This is a genomic window from Sphingopyxis sp. KK2 (genome assembly GCF_001990265.1).
GTDB lineage: Bacteria > Pseudomonadota > Alphaproteobacteria > Sphingomonadales > Sphingomonadaceae > Sphingopyxis.
Map to the genome: position 1 here is coordinate 19,092 of NZ_LYVN01000026.1, position 16,840 is coordinate 35,931.

At 65.6% G+C, this 16,840-nt stretch carries 14 protein-coding genes; 7 read left to right on the forward strand and 7 right to left on the reverse strand.

Annotated features, from left to right (window positions below):
- Nucleotides 1–25: 25 nt before the first annotated feature.
- The gene (locus B1A78_RS06745; RefSeq protein WP_077146209.1) at nt 26–1,423 is read right to left on the reverse strand and encodes a methyl-accepting chemotaxis protein; all 1,398 of its coding nucleotides are present in this window, start codon (nt 1,421–1,423) and stop codon (nt 26–28) included.
- Nucleotides 1,424–1,528: 105 nt separating this feature from the next.
- Nucleotides 1,529–1,753 carry a hypothetical protein gene (locus tag B1A78_RS06750; protein ID WP_077146210.1) on the reverse strand — a complete coding sequence of 75 codons (225 nt, stop codon included), beginning with the start codon at nt 1,751–1,753 and terminating at the stop codon, nt 1,529–1,531.
- 429 nt (nt 1,754–2,182) lie between these two features.
- On the opposite strand from B1A78_RS06750, the gene B1A78_RS06755 reads away from it, so the two are divergent.
- From B1A78_RS06755 to B1A78_RS06765, 3 genes are read left to right on the forward strand one after another with little or no spacing between them, the layout of a single operon-like run.
- Complete coding sequence (locus tag B1A78_RS06755; protein ID WP_077146211.1) at nt 2,183–3,361, forward strand: VWA domain-containing protein; 1,179 nt, start codon at nt 2,183–2,185, stop codon at nt 3,359–3,361.
- A 31-nt stretch (nt 3,362–3,392) separates the two neighbouring features.
- Complete coding sequence (locus B1A78_RS06760) at nt 3,393–4,199, forward strand: lipid II flippase Amj family protein (RefSeq protein WP_077146212.1); 807 nt, start codon at nt 3,393–3,395, stop codon at nt 4,197–4,199.
- Nucleotides 4,192–5,052: a DUF817 domain-containing protein gene (locus B1A78_RS06765; RefSeq protein ID WP_077146213.1), complete on the forward strand. Its 861-nt coding sequence runs from the start codon at nt 4,192–4,194 to the stop codon at nt 5,050–5,052. Before B1A78_RS06760 ends, B1A78_RS06765 begins: the two co-directional genes overlap by 8 nt.
- Here the strand turns inward: B1A78_RS06765 and B1A78_RS06770 are convergent.
- The 3 genes from B1A78_RS06770 to B1A78_RS06780 are packed head-to-tail and all read right to left on the reverse strand — an operon-like array spanning nt 5,049 to nt 8,040.
- Nucleotides 5,049–6,293 carry a Xaa-Pro peptidase family protein gene (locus tag B1A78_RS06770; RefSeq protein ID WP_077146214.1) on the reverse strand — a complete coding sequence of 415 codons (1,245 nt, stop codon included), beginning with the start codon at nt 6,291–6,293 and terminating at the stop codon, nt 5,049–5,051. The two genes, B1A78_RS06765 and B1A78_RS06770, sit on opposite strands and share 4 nt — an antisense overlap.
- Before the next feature lie 11 nt (nt 6,294–6,304).
- On the reverse strand, nt 6,305–7,513 hold the full coding sequence (locus B1A78_RS06775) for an exo-beta-N-acetylmuramidase NamZ domain-containing protein (RefSeq protein ID WP_077146215.1): 1,209 nt from the start codon (nt 7,511–7,513) through the stop codon (nt 6,305–6,307).
- Nucleotides 7,510–8,040, reverse strand: coding sequence for a DOMON-like domain-containing protein (locus tag B1A78_RS06780; protein ID WP_077146216.1), 531 nt, complete (start codon nt 8,038–8,040; stop codon nt 7,510–7,512). The genes B1A78_RS06775 and B1A78_RS06780 overlap by 4 nt, the downstream gene beginning before the upstream one ends.
- An 82-nt stretch (nt 8,041–8,122) precedes the next feature.
- On the opposite strand from B1A78_RS06780, the gene tyrS reads away from it, so the two are divergent.
- Together tyrS and B1A78_RS06790 are read left to right on the forward strand one after the other, a co-directional pair.
- Entirely contained in the window at nt 8,123–9,346 is a 1,224-nt protein-coding gene (tyrS, locus tag B1A78_RS06785; RefSeq protein ID WP_077146217.1) for a tyrosine--tRNA ligase, read from the forward strand.
- Nucleotides 9,347–9,421: 75 nt separating this feature from the next.
- Complete coding sequence (locus B1A78_RS06790) at nt 9,422–9,760, forward strand: PilZ domain-containing protein (protein ID WP_077146218.1); 339 nt, start codon at nt 9,422–9,424, stop codon at nt 9,758–9,760.
- Between the two features lie 3 nt (nt 9,761–9,763).
- Here B1A78_RS06790 and recG read toward each other — a convergent pair whose 3' ends face one another.
- Nucleotides 9,764–11,827, reverse strand: a complete 2,064-nt coding sequence (recG, locus tag B1A78_RS06795) for an ATP-dependent DNA helicase RecG (RefSeq protein ID WP_077146219.1) — start codon at nt 11,825–11,827, stop codon at nt 9,764–9,766.
- Between the two features lie 367 nt (nt 11,828–12,194).
- Here recG and B1A78_RS06800 point away from each other — a divergent pair, with 367 nt between their 5' ends.
- Both B1A78_RS06800 and mfd read left to right on the forward strand, forming a co-directional pair.
- Nucleotides 12,195–12,455 carry a succinate dehydrogenase assembly factor 2 gene (locus B1A78_RS06800; RefSeq protein WP_077146220.1) on the forward strand — a complete coding sequence of 87 codons (261 nt, stop codon included), beginning with the start codon at nt 12,195–12,197 and terminating at the stop codon, nt 12,453–12,455.
- The gene (gene mfd, locus B1A78_RS06805; RefSeq protein ID WP_077146221.1) at nt 12,452–15,949 is read left to right on the forward strand and encodes a transcription-repair coupling factor; all 3,498 of its coding nucleotides are present in this window, start codon (nt 12,452–12,454) and stop codon (nt 15,947–15,949) included. The genes B1A78_RS06800 and mfd overlap by 4 nt, the downstream gene beginning before the upstream one ends.
- A 101-nt stretch (nt 15,950–16,050) precedes the next feature.
- Here mfd and B1A78_RS06810 read toward each other — a convergent pair.
- The coding region (locus tag B1A78_RS06810; RefSeq protein ID WP_077146222.1) for an EAL domain-containing protein at nt 16,051–16,840 on the reverse strand (790 nt) is incomplete at its 5' end.

Sequence of the window (16,840 nt, forward strand, 5' to 3'; positions counted from 1 at the left end):
CGCTTCGCGACAAGGAGGATCAAAATCAGAGCTGGTACGCGACCTCGACGTCGCCCCAGCGGCGACCGTTGATCACCACCGGCATATAGACGTTGCGCACCGTGACATAATTGGTGCCGTCGCCTTCCTGGCGATAAACCGCCATGAAGAAGGGCGCCTTGCTCTTCTTCGCCGCCTTGTCGGTGTCGTCGAACAGGATGCGACCGTTGCGGCAATGCGCGGTGTCATGGACGACATCGCCCGTCGGCGCGCGCGAGCAGTCGGTGATATGCGTCGGCAAAAAGCCGTTCATGTCGCCCGCCGAGGACATTTTTACCTCGGGATGGTTGCTCACGATATGGTCGAACAGCGGCCGCCAATTCCTGTCGGCCCAGTCGCACAGGCTGGTGCGGAAGCGTTCGGGGTTCGACCTCGGAACACGCACATAATCGGTGTCGAACAATTGCTCCATCGACAGCTCGCCCTTGGCGACCGCCAGCTCGGCGATCGCGACAAACTGGTCGCGCACGCGCGACGCGAGTTCGACCACGGCCGAATCCTTCGGCGACACGCCGGCAGAGATCACCGCGTTGAACATGCGGTTCGACACATTTTCCATCTTCAGGATCGAATCGCGCGTGCCGTCCAACGTCGCGCTATTGTCGCGGACCGAGGCGACGACGCGGTCGACCGCGTCGCGAACCTTGGCGCCATTGGCATGGACCATCGCGCTCGACTGCGCGATGCGGTCGCTCTGGTCGTCGAGCAGCGCGACAAGATGCGTCGCGTCATGCAGCGCATCGGTGATCGTCTCGAACTGCGCCTCGGCGCGGCTCGACTGTTCGACCCCCGACTGGATTTCGGTGACCAGCCCGCCCGCCTCGGCGGCGAGGCTGCCGATGCTGCGGCGGATTTCGTCGGTGGCGCTGCGCGTGTTCTGCGCCAGCTTCTTCACCTCGGCGGCGACGACGGCAAAGGTGCGCCCGGCATCGCCGGCGCGTTCGGCCTCGATCGCGGCGTTGAGCGCCAGCATGTTGGTGGTCTTGGCGATCTGTTCGATCGACTGGCTGACCTGCTGCACCTGCGCCATTACCGCGGCGAAATTGGTGACATGCGTGCCCAGCCGCGCGACGAGGTCGATGACCGAGCGGAATTCGGTGACCGCCGCATTGACGCGCTCGGCGCCGCTGTCGAGCTGTTCGCACGCACGCGCCGACAGGATTTTCGCTTCGTCGGTCGAATCGGCGATCTGGCGCTGGTCGGCCTCGAGGCTGACGACGAACTCCTCGAGCCGTCCGAGTTCGGCGATCTGCCGGTCCATCTGGTCGGTCGAGCGCTTGATCCGCCCCGCGGCCTCGCTGCACCCGACGGCAAGCTCGCCGCAGTCCCCCGCGACCGATTGGTCGAGGATCGGAGCCGCCGGATTTATGGACTCGAATTTCATTGCGCCACCCACGTTCGGAATAATCCGCAGGTGATGACCGATAATGGTTAACGCGGGGTCAATGGGAAGCGGGGAGAAGGTCGGCTTTGGGGTGGAAAGCGGACGTCAGTTCTTGGGTGTAGCTCGATCGTTCATTAGCCGCGTTACCTCCGTCACCCGTCCTTCGAGGCCATCGAGAAACGGCTGGCCGTGCTGCTCCATCCGGTCTGGAGGGTAGTTGCGGATTGCGACGCGATACCGCTCCACTTGGTCCTTCAATTCCGACAGCAGTCTCTCCAATTGAGCGTCCGAAAGGCTTTCACGTCGATTGTATGCTTTCAACCAGAACATGCTTCACAGTCGCCGAAGTCTGCAGTGCGGTCAATGTCCGCTACTCGGTCGTTAGCGGCCATTTGCGCCAACCCCCATAAAAAACCGCTTTCCTAATAAATCCCGCCATGATCTACCCTGTCGAATGACCCGGCCTCGCAACCCGCCTCCCATTTCCCAAACCTCCCGACACCCCCGCCTTAACGCGACAAAGGAGACATTCCGAACTCGCACGTCCGTATCCTTTGTCTCCTTAGGGCCACAAAGGCCTCACTTTCGGCGCGTTCATGCGGGGCTTTTGTGGCTTTATGCCAGCGACCAATCCGTCGCGCTGACGCCATTCGAGAGTGAAGTTGCGCAGTTTTCCGCCATTTCCCTTTCCCGACGCCGCACGCTTTCCGTTTACGTAAAGCAGTTGCGCCCGCCTTCACGACGCGATAGGCCATAGCCATGCTGTTCGGCTTCCTCGAAGAACTCCGCTCGGCGGGCATCCCCGTGAGCATGAAAGAGCATCTGCTCCTCCTGGAGGCGCTCGACCGCGAGGCGATCGATCGCAGCCCCGAGCAATTCTATTATCTGTCTCGCGCGATTTACGTGAAGGACGAAGGCCTGCTCGACCGTTTCGACCAGGTGTTCAACAAGGTCTTCAAGGGCCTGCTCACCGACTATGGCCAGAACCCGGTCGACGTCCCCGCCGACTGGCTGCGCGCGGTCGCCGAAAAATTCCTGACCCCCGAGGAAATGGCCGCGATCGAATCGCTCGGCGACTGGGACAAGATCATGGAGACTCTGAAAGAGCGGCTCGAGGAACAGCAGAAGCGCCACGAGGGCGGCAACAAGTGGATCGGCACCGGCGGCACCTCGCCCTTCGGCAATTCGGGCTATAATCCCGAGGGCGTGCGGATCGGCGGCGAAAGCAAGCACAAGCGCGCGCTGAAGGTCTGGGAAAAGCGCGAGTTCGCCAATCTCGACAACACCAAGGAACTCGGCACCCGCAACATCAAGATCGCGCTGCGCCGCCTCAGGAAATTCGCGCGCGAGGGTGCGGCCGACGAACTCGATATCCCCGGCACGATCGACGGCACCGCACGCCAGGGTTGGCTCGACATCCAGATGCGTCCCGAGCGGCGCAACGCGGTCAAATTGCTGCTGTTCCTCGACGTCGGTGGCTCGATGGATCCGTTCATCAAGCTGTGCGAGGAACTGTTCAGCGCCGCGACGACCGAATTCAAGAATCTCGAATTTTTCTACTTCCACAATTGCCCCTATGAAGGGGTGTGGAAAGACAATAAGCGCCGCTGGTCCGAACGCCACCAGATGTGGGACATCCTCCACAAATATGGCCATGATTACAAAGTGATCTTCGTCGGCGACGCGTCGATGAGCGCCTATGAAATCACCCATCCGGGCGGCAGCGTCGAACATTTCAACGAGGAATCGGGCGCGGTCTGGCTCCAGCGCATCACCCATGTCTATCCCGCCGCGGTGTGGCTGAACCCGGTACCCGAGGCGCATTGGGGCTACACCCAGTCGGTGAAGCTGATCAAACAGCTGATGAACGACCGCATGTACCCGCTGACACTCGAAGGCCTCGACAAGGCGACGCGCGAGCTGACGCGAAAGCATTGACGTAGCATTTGCTTGGAATAGGGGCGCCCCCATGTTCGACCTCCCCCTGCTCACGATCCTCCTGCTGACCGGCTTCATTAACCTGATCGGTGCGCTCGCCTATGCCGCGCGCATTGCCGGGGTGCGGACGCGGCGGATCGCGATGTCCTTCGCGCTGTTCAACATCCTCGTGCTTTTCTCACGCACCTCGAACAGCTTCCTCGGCCCCTTCCTCGCCAAGCGCATCGAAACGCGGATCCATGACGGCAGCGGCGCCTCGCTGTTCATCGACATGCAGTTCGTGCTCGCCGCCGCCAGCGTCGCGACCTTGGTCGGCATCCTGCTCGTCCCCACTGGCCAGCGCATGTTCGCCGCCGCGATCGGCTGGTACCAGAACAACCGCTCGACGACGAAGCTCGCGATCAAGGCGGTCAGCCCCAGCGGGCTGCGCACGCTGCGCCAATCGCTCACCCTCCCCAGCCTGTCGCATCTCAAGGCATGGAAAATGCCCAAGGGCATCGGCTGGGGTGTACTCATCGCGAACTGCCTCGCGCAATCGCTGCTGGCGGTCGGCGTCGTCGCCTCGCTCTACGCCGGCTATCTCGCCCCGGAATTCCGCGTCACCGCGTCGCAGCTGTCGGCGCTGATCAACGGTTTCGCGACGATCCTCCTGTTTGCCTTCATCGACCCGCAGCTCTCGGTGATGACCGACGACGCGGTCGAGGGGAAGGTCGACGAGGCCGATTTCCGCCGCGCGATCACCTTCATCTCGTTGAGCCGCTTGGCCGGCACGGTGTTGGCGCAGGCATTGCTGCTCCCCGCCGCGATGCTGATCGCCTGGGTCGCGGTGCATGTCTGAAGGCGAAGACGGTTTGGGGCGGGCGAACAGCCGCTTCCATACGGTCCGCGCCCGCCTCGAGGCGATGGCCGTCGAACCGGGGCCGCGTGGCTGGTTCCTCGAATTCCTCGTCTTCGGCTTCAAGCAGGGCTGGGCCTGCCTGTTCGGCGGACTGATGCTCGCATTGCTGCTCGGAACGCATCTTTTCTGGCCCGATGGCGCACCGCTCCACCGCTATGACGCGATCACCATCGGCGCGGTACTGATCCAGCTCGGCATGCTCGCCTTCCGGCTCGAAACGCCAAGGGAAGCGCTGGTCATCCTGATCTTCCACATCGTCGGCACGGTGATGGAATTGTTCAAGACCGCCGCCGGATCGTGGCAATATCCCGAGGCGAGCCTGCTCCATATCGGTGCGGTACCGCTCTTCTCGGGCTTCATGTACGCCGCGGTCGGCAGCTATATCGCCCGCGTCTGGCGCATCTTCGACTTCCGCTATACGGGCTACCCGCCAATCTGGGCGACCTATGCGCTCGCCGCTGCGATCTACGTCAATTTCTTCGCGCACCACTGGCTGTACGACATCCGCTGGTTCCTGTTCGCGGCGACGGCCCTGCTCTTCTGGCGCTGCCAGGTGTGGTTCCGCCCGCTGCACGTCCACCGCCGCATGCCGCTGCTGCTCGGCTGGGCCCTCGTCGCGCTGTTCATCTGGTTCGCCGAGAATATCGGCACCTTCGCGCGGGCCTGGACCTATCCCAGCCAGGATGACGGCTGGCACATGGTCGGCCTCGAGAAACTCGGCAGCTGGTATCTGCTGATGATCATTTCGTTCGTGCTCGTCAGCCTGGTGCAGCGGCCGAAGGCGCCCGACTAGTCGAACGGCCGGTCGATCGACGGCGGCGGTTCGCTGAACCATTTGGGACCGGTGTCGGTCATGTAAAAACAATCCTCGAGCCGAATCCCGAACTCGCCCGGAATATAGATGCCCGGCTCGTTCGAGAAACACATGCCGGGTGCCAGCTTCGTCGTCTCGCCGCGCACCAGATTGACCGGCTCGTGCCCGTCAAGCCCGATGCCATGCCCGGTGCGGTGCGATGTGCCCGGCAACTTGTAATCGGGGCCCCAGCCGAGGCCGGCGTAGTAGGCGCGCACCGCATCGTCGACCGCCCCCGCCGGCGTGCCGAGCTTCGCCGCGGCGAAAGCGACGTCCTGCCCCTTGCGCATCTGGTCCCACACCTGCCGCTGCCGCACGCTCGCCTTGCCGTAAACGAAGCTGCGCGAAATGTCGGACTGATAGCCGTGGACGGTCGCGCCGCAGTCCATCAGCACGACTTCGCCCTCGCGCACCGCCTGCGGCTTGCCCGACCCGTGCGGATAGGCGCTCGCTTCGCCGAGCAGGATCAGTTCGAATTCGCTCCGCCCACCCAGCGCGACCGTCGCGGCGCGCATGATCGCGCCGATGTCGGCGGGGGCCATCCCGGCCTCGATGCGCGGCGCGGTGTGGCGATAGGCAGCGACGGTGATGTCGTTGGCGATCTGCATCAGCGCGATTTCGGCAGCTGACTTGTGCATCCGGCACCCGCGCACGACGGGTGCACCATTGACGATCTGCGCCCCGGGCATCGCCTGTTTAAGGCCGTCGACCGCGAAATAGCGCACCGTCTCCTCGACCGCGATCCGCCCCTTGGCGAATTGCCGCTTCGTCAACCAGGCCGCAACGGCAGCGAGGGGATTCTCGTCCTCGTTCCAGGTCAGGATTTCGGCGTCGACCGACAGGCTCTCGCGCACCGACGGTTCCTCGAAGAAGGGCGTAACGACCGCGATCTCGCCGTCCCGCGTCAGCACCGCGGCAGTCAGCCGCTCGCTGCGCCACCACTCGACCCCGGTGAAATACACGAGGCTCGATCCCGGTTCGATCAGCAGTGCCCGGATATTCTGCGCGCGCATCAGCTCGGCCGCCTTGGCGATCCGCGCCTTGCGCTCGTTCTTGCTGATCGGCACCGCCTTCGCCGCCAGATCGGGGAGCTTGGCCGTGTCCGCTGCGAACGCCGTCAGCGGCAAGCCCGCCGCCAGCCCGCCGAGCACCGCCGTTCCCAGAAAATGCCGCCGCTGCATCGTCGTCCCCCTCATCGATAGATCAGCAGGTCGGCGATCCCGTCGCGCCACGCCGCCTCGTCGGGTCCGGCAAGCGCATCGAGATCGCCCGCTGCGGCGCCCGCATCGTCGACCCATTCGCGCAAGCCAGTGCCGCCGTTGATCACGTCGATCGCGAGCACATCGTCGGTGTACTCGTACTTGAAATCCGTACCGCGCCAGATCGGATAATCGGGATACAGCGAACGGATAGCCTTGAACCCCAGCGCCTGCACGCGCCACGGCCGGAACACCGAATGGTCGTACCAGCCGCCCTCGGCATGGATGAACACGCCGTTGTTGAGCGTCTTCATATGCTTGTGAAATGTCGGCTCGAACCAGATGTCGCGCAGCTTGCATCCTGCCAGCCATTCGGGCGCGAGCCGCTGCATTTCGGCGATCACCGCCTTGGCGTCGATGTCGGGCGCGCCGAAGAGTTCGAGCGGCCGGGTCGTACCGCGCCCCTCGCTCAAGGTCGCGCCCTCGACCATCACCGTCCCCGCATAAGCCCGCGCCATGTTGAGGTTCGCGGCATTGGGGCTGGGGTTGATCCAGACGCGCTCGCCGGGCCAGCCGAAGCCGGGGCCGTCGGGTTGCCAGCCGTCCATTTCGATCACGCGGTAATTGACGTCGAGGTTGAAGTGGCGGATGAACCAGCGCCCCATCTCGCCCATCGTCAGCCCGTGGCGCATCACCATCGGGCCCGCACCGACGAAGCTTTCCCATCCCGCTTGCAGCAAGGTCCCCTCGACCGGACGTCCTGCGGGATTGGGCCGGTCGAGCACCCAAACCGCCTTGCCATGTTCGGCGGCGGCTTCGAGGATGTAGAGCAGGGTCGTCACATAGGTGTAGATGCGGCAACCGAGGTCCTGAAGGTCGACCAGCATCACGTCGAAGGTGTGCATCGACTGGCCGCTCGGCCGCCGCACCTCGCCATAGAGGCTGAACACCGGCATGCCGTAGGTCGGATCGGTGAAGTCGGGTGACTCCATCATATTGTCCTGCAAGTCGCCGCGCACGCCATGCTGTGGCCCGAACACCGCAGTGACATTGATCCCGGCGGCGACCAGCGCGTCGAGGCTGTGGTCGAGGTCGGCGGTCACCGAGGCGGGGTGCGCGAGCAGCGCAACGCGCTGGCCCTCGAGCGGTTTGCGAAGCGCGGGGTCGGCGAGCAGGCGGTCGATGCCGAAGTGGACTGTCATGCCGCGGGGGGTGCCCCAAGCGTCAGCGCAAAGCAATCGGGATGATGGAAGTCGGGCTTGCCGGGCGGGTGGGTGAGCGCCCAATAGGATTTGGTACCGTTGGTTTCCTCGATCACGACCGACAGGCCAAGCTGCCAGTCGGCCTCCTGCAGGTCGGGCTCGCCCGAAAAGTCGAACAGCGCCTGAACGATACCGCCGACACGATCGAAATTGGGCACAACATCCGCCACGCGCATCCCGGTGCGATAATCGTCGAAATGATACGACGCCCAGGCAGTCGAGGGCGACAGGTTGAATTCCAGATAGTCGGGGCGCCCCGCTGGCTTAAGGAAAGCCTCGCAGCAGGTCGTCTGCCACAGCCCGTCGGTTCGCCCGAGCGTGCGGCGCGGCGGCGGCAGGACGATCTTGTCCATCTCGCCATCGATGATGAAGCGCAGGTACAGCGATCCCGGCTGGCTGCGGACCGCGTCGACCGAAATGAGCAAGTCAGCAGAACAGGGCGTATCGGGGTGGCAAGTGAGCAGCATTTGCTTGTTCCTACGTCAATCGCGCGAACGCGGGAATGACGGGTTTGAGGAATTTCGCGGTCATGCTAAGCGCCCGCGCGCTATGACCTACAAATCCGATCTCCTGCGCGTGCTCGACGAGCGCGGCTATATCCATCAGACGACCGATGCCGAGGGACTCGACGCCCTCGCCGCGCAGCAGATCATTCCCGCCTATATCGGTTTCGACGCCACCGCGCCGAGCCTGCATGTCGGCAGCCTCGTCCAGATCATGATGCTGCGCCGCCTGCAGCAGACGGGGCACAAGCCGATCGTGCTGATGGGCGGCGGCACCACGCGCATCGGCGACCCGACCGGGCGCGACGAGAGCCGCAAGATGCTGTCGGACGAGACGATCGCGAGCAACATCGCGTCGATCTTCAGCATCTTCGAGCAGTTCCTGCACTTCGGCGACGGGCCGACCGATGCGGTGATGGTCGACAATCAGGACTGGCTCGGCAAGCTCGGTTACATCGAGCTGCTGCAGGAAGTCGGCACCCACTTCACGATCAACCGCATGATGACCTTCGATTCGGTCAAGCTGCGGCTCGAGCGCGAGCAGCCGATGACCTTCCTCGAATTCAACTACATGATCCTGCAGGGCTATGATTTCCGCCACCTGTCGAAGCAAATGGGCGTGCGGTTGCAGATGGGCGGATCGGACCAGTGGGGCAATATCGTCAACGGCATGGAGCTTGGTCGCCGCATGGACGGCGCCGATCTGTTCGGGCTGACGACCCCGCTGCTGACCACCGCCGCGGGCACCAAAATGGGCAAGACCGCCGCCGGGGCGGTCTGGCTTAATCCCGCTCAACTGTCCCATTTTGATTACTGGCAGTTCTGGCGCAACAGCGACGACCGCGACGTCGGGCGGTTCCTGAAGCTGTTCACCGACCTGCCGCTCGCCGAGATCGAACGCCTCGAAAAGCTCGAAGGCGCCGAGATCAACGAAGCGAAGAAGATCCTCGCCGATGCCGCGACCGCGCTGTGCCGCGGCGAGGAAGCCGCGCGGACGGCGGCTGAAACTGCCGCACAAACCTTTGAAAAGGGCCAGATCGGTGGTGATTTGCCGCAGGTTGCGGCGCCCGCCGAAGGCCTGCGCATCCTCGACGCGCTGCGCGAACTCGGTTTCGCGGCGTCGAACAAGGAAGCGCGGCGCAAGCTCGAAGAGGGTGCGGTCAAGGTCGACGGCGCGGTGATCCGCGACCCGAACCATGTCATTTCGCCCACCGGCGAGCCCGTTCCGGTCAGCCTCGGCGCCAAGAAGCATGGGCTCGTGACCGGCTGACCCCTTGCCGCAGCGTTTACCTCTTCTTAGCGGAATCTGTCTGATGCTCCCGGCCTGACCAGCAAAGGCATTGCTATGCGTAAGATCGACACCAACAAGGCCCATTATGTCGGGCTCGACCAGCGCCTCGCGGCGCGCAGCGACGTCTATTGCCGGCTGCCGATCATCCTGCCCGACGGCGGCCAGGAAATGTGCACCTGCGTCAACATCAGCGCCGACGGCTTGCTGATGCGGTACGAGCGCGGGCTCGAGGTCGGCGACCTCGTTGTGTTCCGCATGCCGATCATCGGCCGCATCGCGGCGAGCGTGATCTGGTCGCTTGGCGGCAAGACCGGGGTGCAGTTCGAAAAGATGATCGCGGTCGAAGATTACCTCCCGATGATCCGTGCCATGGGTGCCAGAGGCGACGCCTAACCGCTAGCCGCTTCGCAGCAGCGGCACCGCCGCGTCGCGTTCGAACAGATAGAGACACAGCCGCACCGCCTCGCCGCGTATGCCCTCGATCCCGCCGTCGCGCTCGACGAACATGCGCGCGTCGTCATGCGCGATCGGCAGCAGGCGCACGAGCTGTTCGGGGCTGGCTACGCGATAGTCGGCGTCGCCCGACTGCTTGAGCCCGAGCAATTCGCCGCCGCCGCGCAGTTCGAGATCCTTCTCCGCGATGACGAAGCCGTCGTTGGTGTCGCGCATCAGCGCCAGCCGCTCGCGCGCGGTCTCCGACAGCGTCTGCGAGCGCAGCAGCAGGCAAACCGATTTCGCCGCGCCGCGCCCGACGCGGCCGCGCAGCTGGTGGAGCTGCGCGAGACCGAAATTCTCGGCATGTTCGATCACCATCAGGCTCGCCGCCGGCACGTCGACCCCGACCTCGATCACCGTGGTCGCCACCAGCACGCCGATCTCGCCCGCCTGGAAGCGCGCCATCACGGCGTCCTTGTCGGGGCCCTTCATCCGGCCATGCACCAGACCGACGCGATCGGCACCGAGCCGCAAGCGCAGCAGTTCGGCGCGCTCCTCGGCCGCCGCCAATTCGCTCGTTTCGCTTTCGGCGACCAGCGGACAAACCCAATAGGCCTGCGCCCCGCCGGCAAGATGCCGCGCCAAGCCGTCGACGACCTCGTCGAGCCGGTCGACCGAGACGACGCGCGTATCGACCGGGGTACGGCCGGGCGGCATTTCGTCGATCCGCGACACGTCCATCTCGCCGTGATTGGCGAGCAGCAGGGTGCGCGGGATCGGCGTCGCGGTCATCACCAGCAAGTGCGGCGGGCGGTTGCCCTTATCGGTCAGCATCAGCCGCTGCGCGACACCGAAGCGATGCTGTTCGTCGACGACGACCAGCGCGAGATCGCGGTACGACACCGCCTCCTGGAAAATCGCATGGGTGCCGACGAGGATATCGATGCTGCCGTCGGCGAGCCCCATCAGCGTCGATTCGCGCACCTTGCCCTTGTCGCGTCCGGTCAGGATCGCGATGGTGACGGGCAGCCCCGCGAGCATCGCCTGCAACGTCGCATAATGCTGGCGCGCCAAAATCTCGGTCGGTGCGAGCAGCGCCGCCTGCGTCCCCGCCTCGACCGCCGCCAGCATCGCGCGCAGCGCGACGAGCGTCTTGCCCGACCCGACATCGCCCTGCAGCATGCGCAGCATCGGGGTGTCGCGGCCCATGTCGGCCGCGATCTCGCGCCCGACGCGCTCCTGCGCGCCGGTGAGGCCAAAGGGAAGCCGCAGCGCGCCGGTCAGCCGCCCGTCGCCGGTGATCGCGCGCCCCTTGCGATTGCGCAGCCCCTGCCGGATCAGCATCAGCGCGACCTGGCTCGCGAAAATCTCGTCATAGGCGAGCCGGTCACGCGCCGGGGCGTCGTGCGGGCTGGCATGCGCGCGGGTCAGCGCCTCCTTCCACGCCGGCCATTCGCGCAGCGCCAGCAACGGTCCGTCGATCCATTCGGCGAGGTCGGGCCGTCGTTCGAGCGCGATATGGACGAGTTGATTGAGTCGCGCATTGGTCAGCCCCTCGGTGAGCGGATAGACCGCCTCGCTCGTCGCGATCTCGCCCTCGCCCGGCTCGCCGACATGGTCGGGATGGACGATCTGGCGCATGTCGCCATAGGCATCGAGCCGCCCCGACACCTGCCGCGGCTCGCCCAAGGGAAACAGCTTTTTGGCCAGCCCTGCGGTGCGCCCGAAATACACGAGGCGGACATGATCGCCCGCGCTGTCGAACGCCTCGACCCCGAAGGGCGCGCGCGGGCTGCGGCCCGAGCGGTAATCCTGCGCGGTCAGCGTCACGATGACCTGCTGCCCGACCTGCGCCTGGTCGAGGCGGTCGACCGGATAACGCTGCACCAGCCCGGTCGGCAGGTGGAACAGCACATCGACCACGCGCTCAAGCCCGAGCCGCGTCAGCGGCTTGGCGAGCTGCGGCCCGACGCCCTTGAGGTCGGTCAGCGCGGCAAAGAGCGGGTTGAGGATATCGGGACGCATCGCGATTCGGTCAGGTCCGCCGCCCGAGGCGTTTTCGTCGGAAGGTCACAAAGGTCACGCCACGTCCCCCTTACCTTCGCCCTCTTCGGCGCGCGGCACGACAATGGAACGGCAGAGGGTCGGCAGGCAGAAGGTCCGCATCATCGCTCGACGCTATCGCGCCGCGATAATGTAGGACAGCGAAAAATCGGTGCGGCAAACCACGGCCCCGTTCCCCGGCGAAAGCCGGGGTCCAGATGGCACGGCGTCTGCCGGCGGGGACCCCGGCTTTCGCCGGGGAACGACGAAATGCCGGATAGGCTGAACGTTGAAAAGCGTCCATGCCCTGCCCGTTGCCAGATCGGTTGAGAGGACTAAAAGGCCCGCCATGAACGACCGCCTGAAACGCCTGAAATTTCGCGCCTGGCACCGCGGCACGCGCGAGGCCGATTATATGATCGGCGGCTTTTTCGACCGCTATGCGTCCGAATGGGGCGAGGACGAGATTGCCTGGTACGAACTGGTCGTCGAGGAAGATGATGTCGACATCATGGCGTGGGCGCTCGGCACCGGGCATCCGCCCGCGCATCTCGACCGCCCCGACATGATCGCCGCGATGCGCCGGCTGGATTATATTCCGCTGCCATGACGCAAAGCGCCGCCGACATCTTTGCCGCCATCGGGAAAGCCGACGCGCCGCTGACGCTGTCGCGCGCGGCCGATGGTTTCCTGCCGCTGTTGCTCGCCGACCTCGCGCGCGCCAGCGACAAAAGGCTGGTCTATGTCGCGACCGACGATGCGGCGATGCAGGCGATCGCCGATGCCGCGCCCTTTTTCGCCCCCGACCTGATCGTCCACCGTTTCCCCGCATGGGATTGCCTGCCCTATGACCGCGCCGGGCCGTCGATGCGCGTCAGCGCCGACCGGCTGGCGACGCTGTCGGCGCTGCAACTGCCCGCGAAACGCGGCGAGCTGATCCTGACCACCGTCGCGGCGATCACCCAGCGCACGCTGACCCCCTTTCGCATCCGCCAGCTCGCGACGACATTGGGCCCGGGCATGCGGATCGACCGCGACGCGCTGGCCGAACTGCTCGTCTCGAACGGCTTCAGCCGCGTCGACACCGTCGCCGACCAAGGCGAGTTCGCGGTGCGCGGCGGCATTGTCGACCTCTTCCCCGCGGGCGAGGAGACCGGGCTGCGCGTCGATTTTTTCGGCGACGAGGTCGAAAGCATTCGCCGCTTCGACCCCGCCGACCAGCGCAGCCTGGGACCCGCCAAGGCGCTGAGCCTGCTGCCCGCGACCGAGACATTGCTCGACCAGGACACGATCAAGCGCTTCCGTTCGGCCTATCGCGACCTGTTCGGCGCGCAGGCGACCGGCGATCCGCTGTACCAGGCGGTGAGCGAAGGCCGGCGACAGGCGGGCATGGACCATTGGCTGCCGCTGTTCGAGGAACGGCTGGCGACGCTGTTCGACCATATCGATGCCGCCACCCCGGTGCTGCGCGGTCACCGGACCGAGGCGAGCGCCGAGACGCGCTTTGCCGCGATCGCCGATTATCATGCGAACCGCGTCGCCGCCGCACAGGATTCGTCGGGCAGCTATCGCCCGCTGAAGCCCGAGACCTTGTACCTCACGACCGGCGAATGGTCGGACGCGGCGGCCGGCCGCCCGATCCACGTCATCACCCCCTTCGACGTGCCGCCCGCGGCATCGGTGATCGACCTCGAAACCTTCGCCGCGCGCGATTTCACCCCCGAACGCGCCGCCGACCTCAACGTCTATGACAAGGTCGCCGACCATCTGTCCGACGAGCGCCGCAAGGGGCGCCGCACGATCATCGCGAGCTATTCGGGCGGCGCGCGCGACCGGCTGTCGGGGCTGCTGCGCGACCATGGCGTGACCTCGCTCGCGCCCGCCGCCAGCTGGCAAGAGGCGCTGGGCAGCGCATCGGCCGAGAGCGGCGGCACCACCGCGATGGTCGTCCTGCCGCTCGACCATGGCTTTGCGTCGGACGCGATCAGCCTGCTTACCGAACAGGATATCCTCGGCGAAAGGCTGGTACGTCGTCAAAAGCGCCGCAAGAGCGCCGACGCCTTCCTCGCCGAACTCGCGACGCTTAGCGTCGGCGACCTTGTCGTCCACCTCGACCACGGCATCGGCCGTTACGAGGGGCTGACCTCGATCCCGGTCGGCAACAGCCCGCACGACTGCGTCGCGCTCACTTACGCTGGCGGCGACAAGCTCTATGTCCCGGTCGAGAATCTCGACGTGCTGTCGCGCTACGGCGGCGAGAGCGACGGGGTCGGGCTCGACAAGCTGGGCGGCGAGGCCTGGCAGCGCCGCAAGGCGCGGATGAAGGAACGCATCCGCGAGATTGCGGGCGAGCTGCTGGCGACCGCGGCGCAGCGCGCGCTGCGCTCGGGCGAAATCCTCGCGCAGGATGCGGCCTATCCCGCTTTTGCCGATCGCTTCCCCTATCAGGAAACCGACGACCAGGACCGCGCGATCGGCGATGTGCTCGCCGACCTCGGCTCGGGGCGCCCGATGGACCGGCTGGTGTGCGGCGACGTCGGTTTCGGCAAGACCGAGGTCGCGCTGCGCGCCGCCTTTGTCGCGGCGATGGCGGGGGTGCAGGTCGCGGTCGTCGTCCCGACGACGCTGCTCGCGCGCCAGCATTACACCAATTTCGTCGAGCGTTTCAAAGGCTTCCCGATCAACATCGGCCGGCTGTCGCGGCTCGTCCCCGCGAGCGAGGCGCAAAAGACGCGCGACGGCCTGTCGAACGGCCAGATCGACATCGTCGTCGGCACGCATGCGGTGATCGCCAAGGCGGTCGAGTTCAAGAATCTCGGCCTCGTCATCGTCGACGAGGAACAGCGCTTCGGCGTCGTCCACAAGGAACGGCTGAAGCAGCTCAAGACCGACGTCCATGTGCTGACGCTGACCGCAACGCCGATCCCGCGCACGCTGCAGATGGCGATGTCGGGACTACGCGAACTCAGCGTCATCCAGACGCCTCCCGTCGACCGTCTCGCGGTTCGCACTTACGTCGCGCCTTGGGACCCGGTGGTCATCCGCGAGGCGCTGCTGCGCGAGCATGATCGCGGCGGGCAGAGTTTCTTCGTCACGCCGCGGATCAAGGACCTGCCCGATATCGAGGAATTCCTGCGCACCCGCGTGCCCGAGATCAAATATGTCGTCGCGCACGGCCAGATGGCACCCGGCGAGGTCGAGGAGCGGATGAGCGCCTTTTACGACCGCAAATATGATGTGCTGGTGTCGACGACGATCGTCGAAAGCGGTCTCGACATCCCGAGTGCCAATACATTGATCGTCCACCGCGCCGACCGCTTCGGCCTCGCGCAGCTCTATCAGCTGCGCGGGCGTGTCGGGCGGTCGAAGACGCGCGCCTATGCGTATCTCACCACGCTCGAGGGCGGCGCGATTACCGACACCGCCGAAAAACGGCTCAAGCTGCTCGGCGATCTCGACACGCTGGGCGCAGGCTTCCAGCTCGCGAGCCACGACCTCGACATTCGCGGCGCGGGCAACCTCGTCGGCGACGAACAATCGGGGCATATCCGCGAGGTCGGCTTCGAACTTTACCAGTCGATGCTCGAGGAGGCGATCCTCGTCGCCAAGGCCGAAGGCGCCGGCAAGCTGCCGCCGCGCGAGGCGCTGTCGCCGACGATCACGATCGACGCGCCGATCCTGATCCCCGAGGATTATGTCCCCGACCTGCCGCTGCGCATGGCGCTCTATCGCCGCCTCAACGACGCGCAGGATCGCGAAGCACTCGACGCCTTCGCCGCCGAGATGATCGACCGCTTCGGCCCGTTGCCGCCCGAAACTGCGAACCTAGTCCAGCTGATGGAGATCAAGGCGAATGCGAAGCTCGCGGGCATCGCCAAGCTCGACGTCGGGACCAAGGGCGCGCTGGTCAGCTTCCACGGCGACCAGTTCGCCAATGTCCCCGGCCTGATCGCCTATGTCGAACGGCTGAAGGGCCGCGCGCGCATCCGCCCCGACAACAAGCTGTCGATCAGCGGCGACTGGGTGAGCACCGGCGCGCGATTGAACGGCGCGCTGCAATTGTCGAAGGGTCTGGGCAAGCTGGCGAGGCAGGCTTCCGCCTGACTCAAACCTCGTCATTGCGAGGAGCCGAAGGCGACGCGGCAATCCAGAGTATGCGTAAACCGCTCTGGATTGCTTCGCTTCGCTCGCAATGACGATGCTTGTTACATCAAGGCTGGAAGCTCATCGCCCGGCACCGGTCCCGATTTCAGGAAGCCCTGCCAGGTCGCGACGCCGAGGTCTGCGAGCCGCGCGAGCTGGCGCTCATTCTCGATCCCCTCGGCGACGACGAGCAGGCCGAGCGCGCGCGCGAGGTCGACGATCGCGCGCACGACGATGCGGTCGCGGTCGCTGCCGTCGATGGTGCGGGTAAAGCCGCTGTCGATCTTGAGATAATCGATCGGCAACCGCGCGAGCAGCGACAGGCTGGAATAGCCGGTGCCGAAATCGTCGATCGCGATCGCGCTGCCGAGCGCGCGGATCTGCGCAAGCTGTTCGGCCGCGCTCGCGGGATCGCTGAGCATCGCCTGTTCGGTGAGTTCGAGCGTCAGCCGGTCGGGGTCGACCCCCGCCTGTTTCGCCATCGCCGCAAAACGATCGGCGAAATCGGGATCGCCGAGGTCGGCGGCGGTGATGTTGAGCGACACGCGCAGCTTCGAGAGTGCCTTCGGCCACCCGGCGATTTCGGCGAGCGCGACGCGGTGCGCCTGTTCGGTGAGCTCGCATTCGAGCCGCGCGGCGCGCGCGGCGGTGACCAGCGCCCCGGCGCCGAGCAGCCCGAGTTCGGGATGCTGCCAGCGCAGCAACGCCTCGACCCCGGTCATCGCGCCGGTCGCGACATCATATTGCGGCTGGTAGAAGATCACGACCTCGTCGCGGTCGAGCGCCGCCTTGACCATCACGCCGTCGCGCGCCGACGCCGGGCGTGCCAACTGGTCGCTCGCGCTGCGCAAT

Excerpts from the sequence above, each read along its gene's own strand:
- B1A78_RS06745 (WP_077146209.1), bottom strand. The coding sequence starts at position 1,423 with ATGAAATTCGAGTCCATAAATCCGGCGGCTCCGATCCTCGACCAATCG.
- B1A78_RS06750 (WP_077146210.1), bottom strand. The coding sequence starts at position 1,753 with ATGTTCTGGTTGAAAGCATACAATCGACGTGAAAGCCTTTCGGACGCT.
- B1A78_RS06755 (WP_077146211.1), top strand. The coding sequence starts at position 2,183 with ATGCTGTTCGGCTTCCTCGAAGAACTCCGCTCGGCGGGCATCCCCGTG.
- B1A78_RS06760 (WP_077146212.1), top strand. The coding sequence starts at position 3,393 with ATGTTCGACCTCCCCCTGCTCACGATCCTCCTGCTGACCGGCTTCATT.
- B1A78_RS06765 (WP_077146213.1), top strand. The coding sequence starts at position 4,192 with ATGTCTGAAGGCGAAGACGGTTTGGGGCGGGCGAACAGCCGCTTCCAT.
- B1A78_RS06770 (WP_077146214.1), bottom strand. The coding sequence starts at position 6,293 with ATGCAGCGGCGGCATTTTCTGGGAACGGCGGTGCTCGGCGGGCTGGCG.
- B1A78_RS06775 (WP_077146215.1), bottom strand. The coding sequence starts at position 7,513 with ATGACAGTCCACTTCGGCATCGACCGCCTGCTCGCCGACCCCGCGCTT.
- B1A78_RS06780 (WP_077146216.1), bottom strand. The coding sequence starts at position 8,040 with ATGCTGCTCACTTGCCACCCCGATACGCCCTGTTCTGCTGACTTGCTC.
- tyrS (WP_077146217.1), top strand. The coding sequence starts at position 8,123 with ATGACCTACAAATCCGATCTCCTGCGCGTGCTCGACGAGCGCGGCTAT.
- B1A78_RS06790 (WP_077146218.1), top strand. The coding sequence starts at position 9,422 with ATGCGTAAGATCGACACCAACAAGGCCCATTATGTCGGGCTCGACCAG.
- recG (WP_077146219.1), bottom strand. The coding sequence starts at position 11,827 with ATGCGTCCCGATATCCTCAACCCGCTCTTTGCCGCGCTGACCGACCTC.
- B1A78_RS06800 (WP_077146220.1), top strand. The coding sequence starts at position 12,195 with ATGAACGACCGCCTGAAACGCCTGAAATTTCGCGCCTGGCACCGCGGC.
- mfd (WP_077146221.1), top strand. The coding sequence starts at position 12,452 with ATGACGCAAAGCGCCGCCGACATCTTTGCCGCCATCGGGAAAGCCGAC.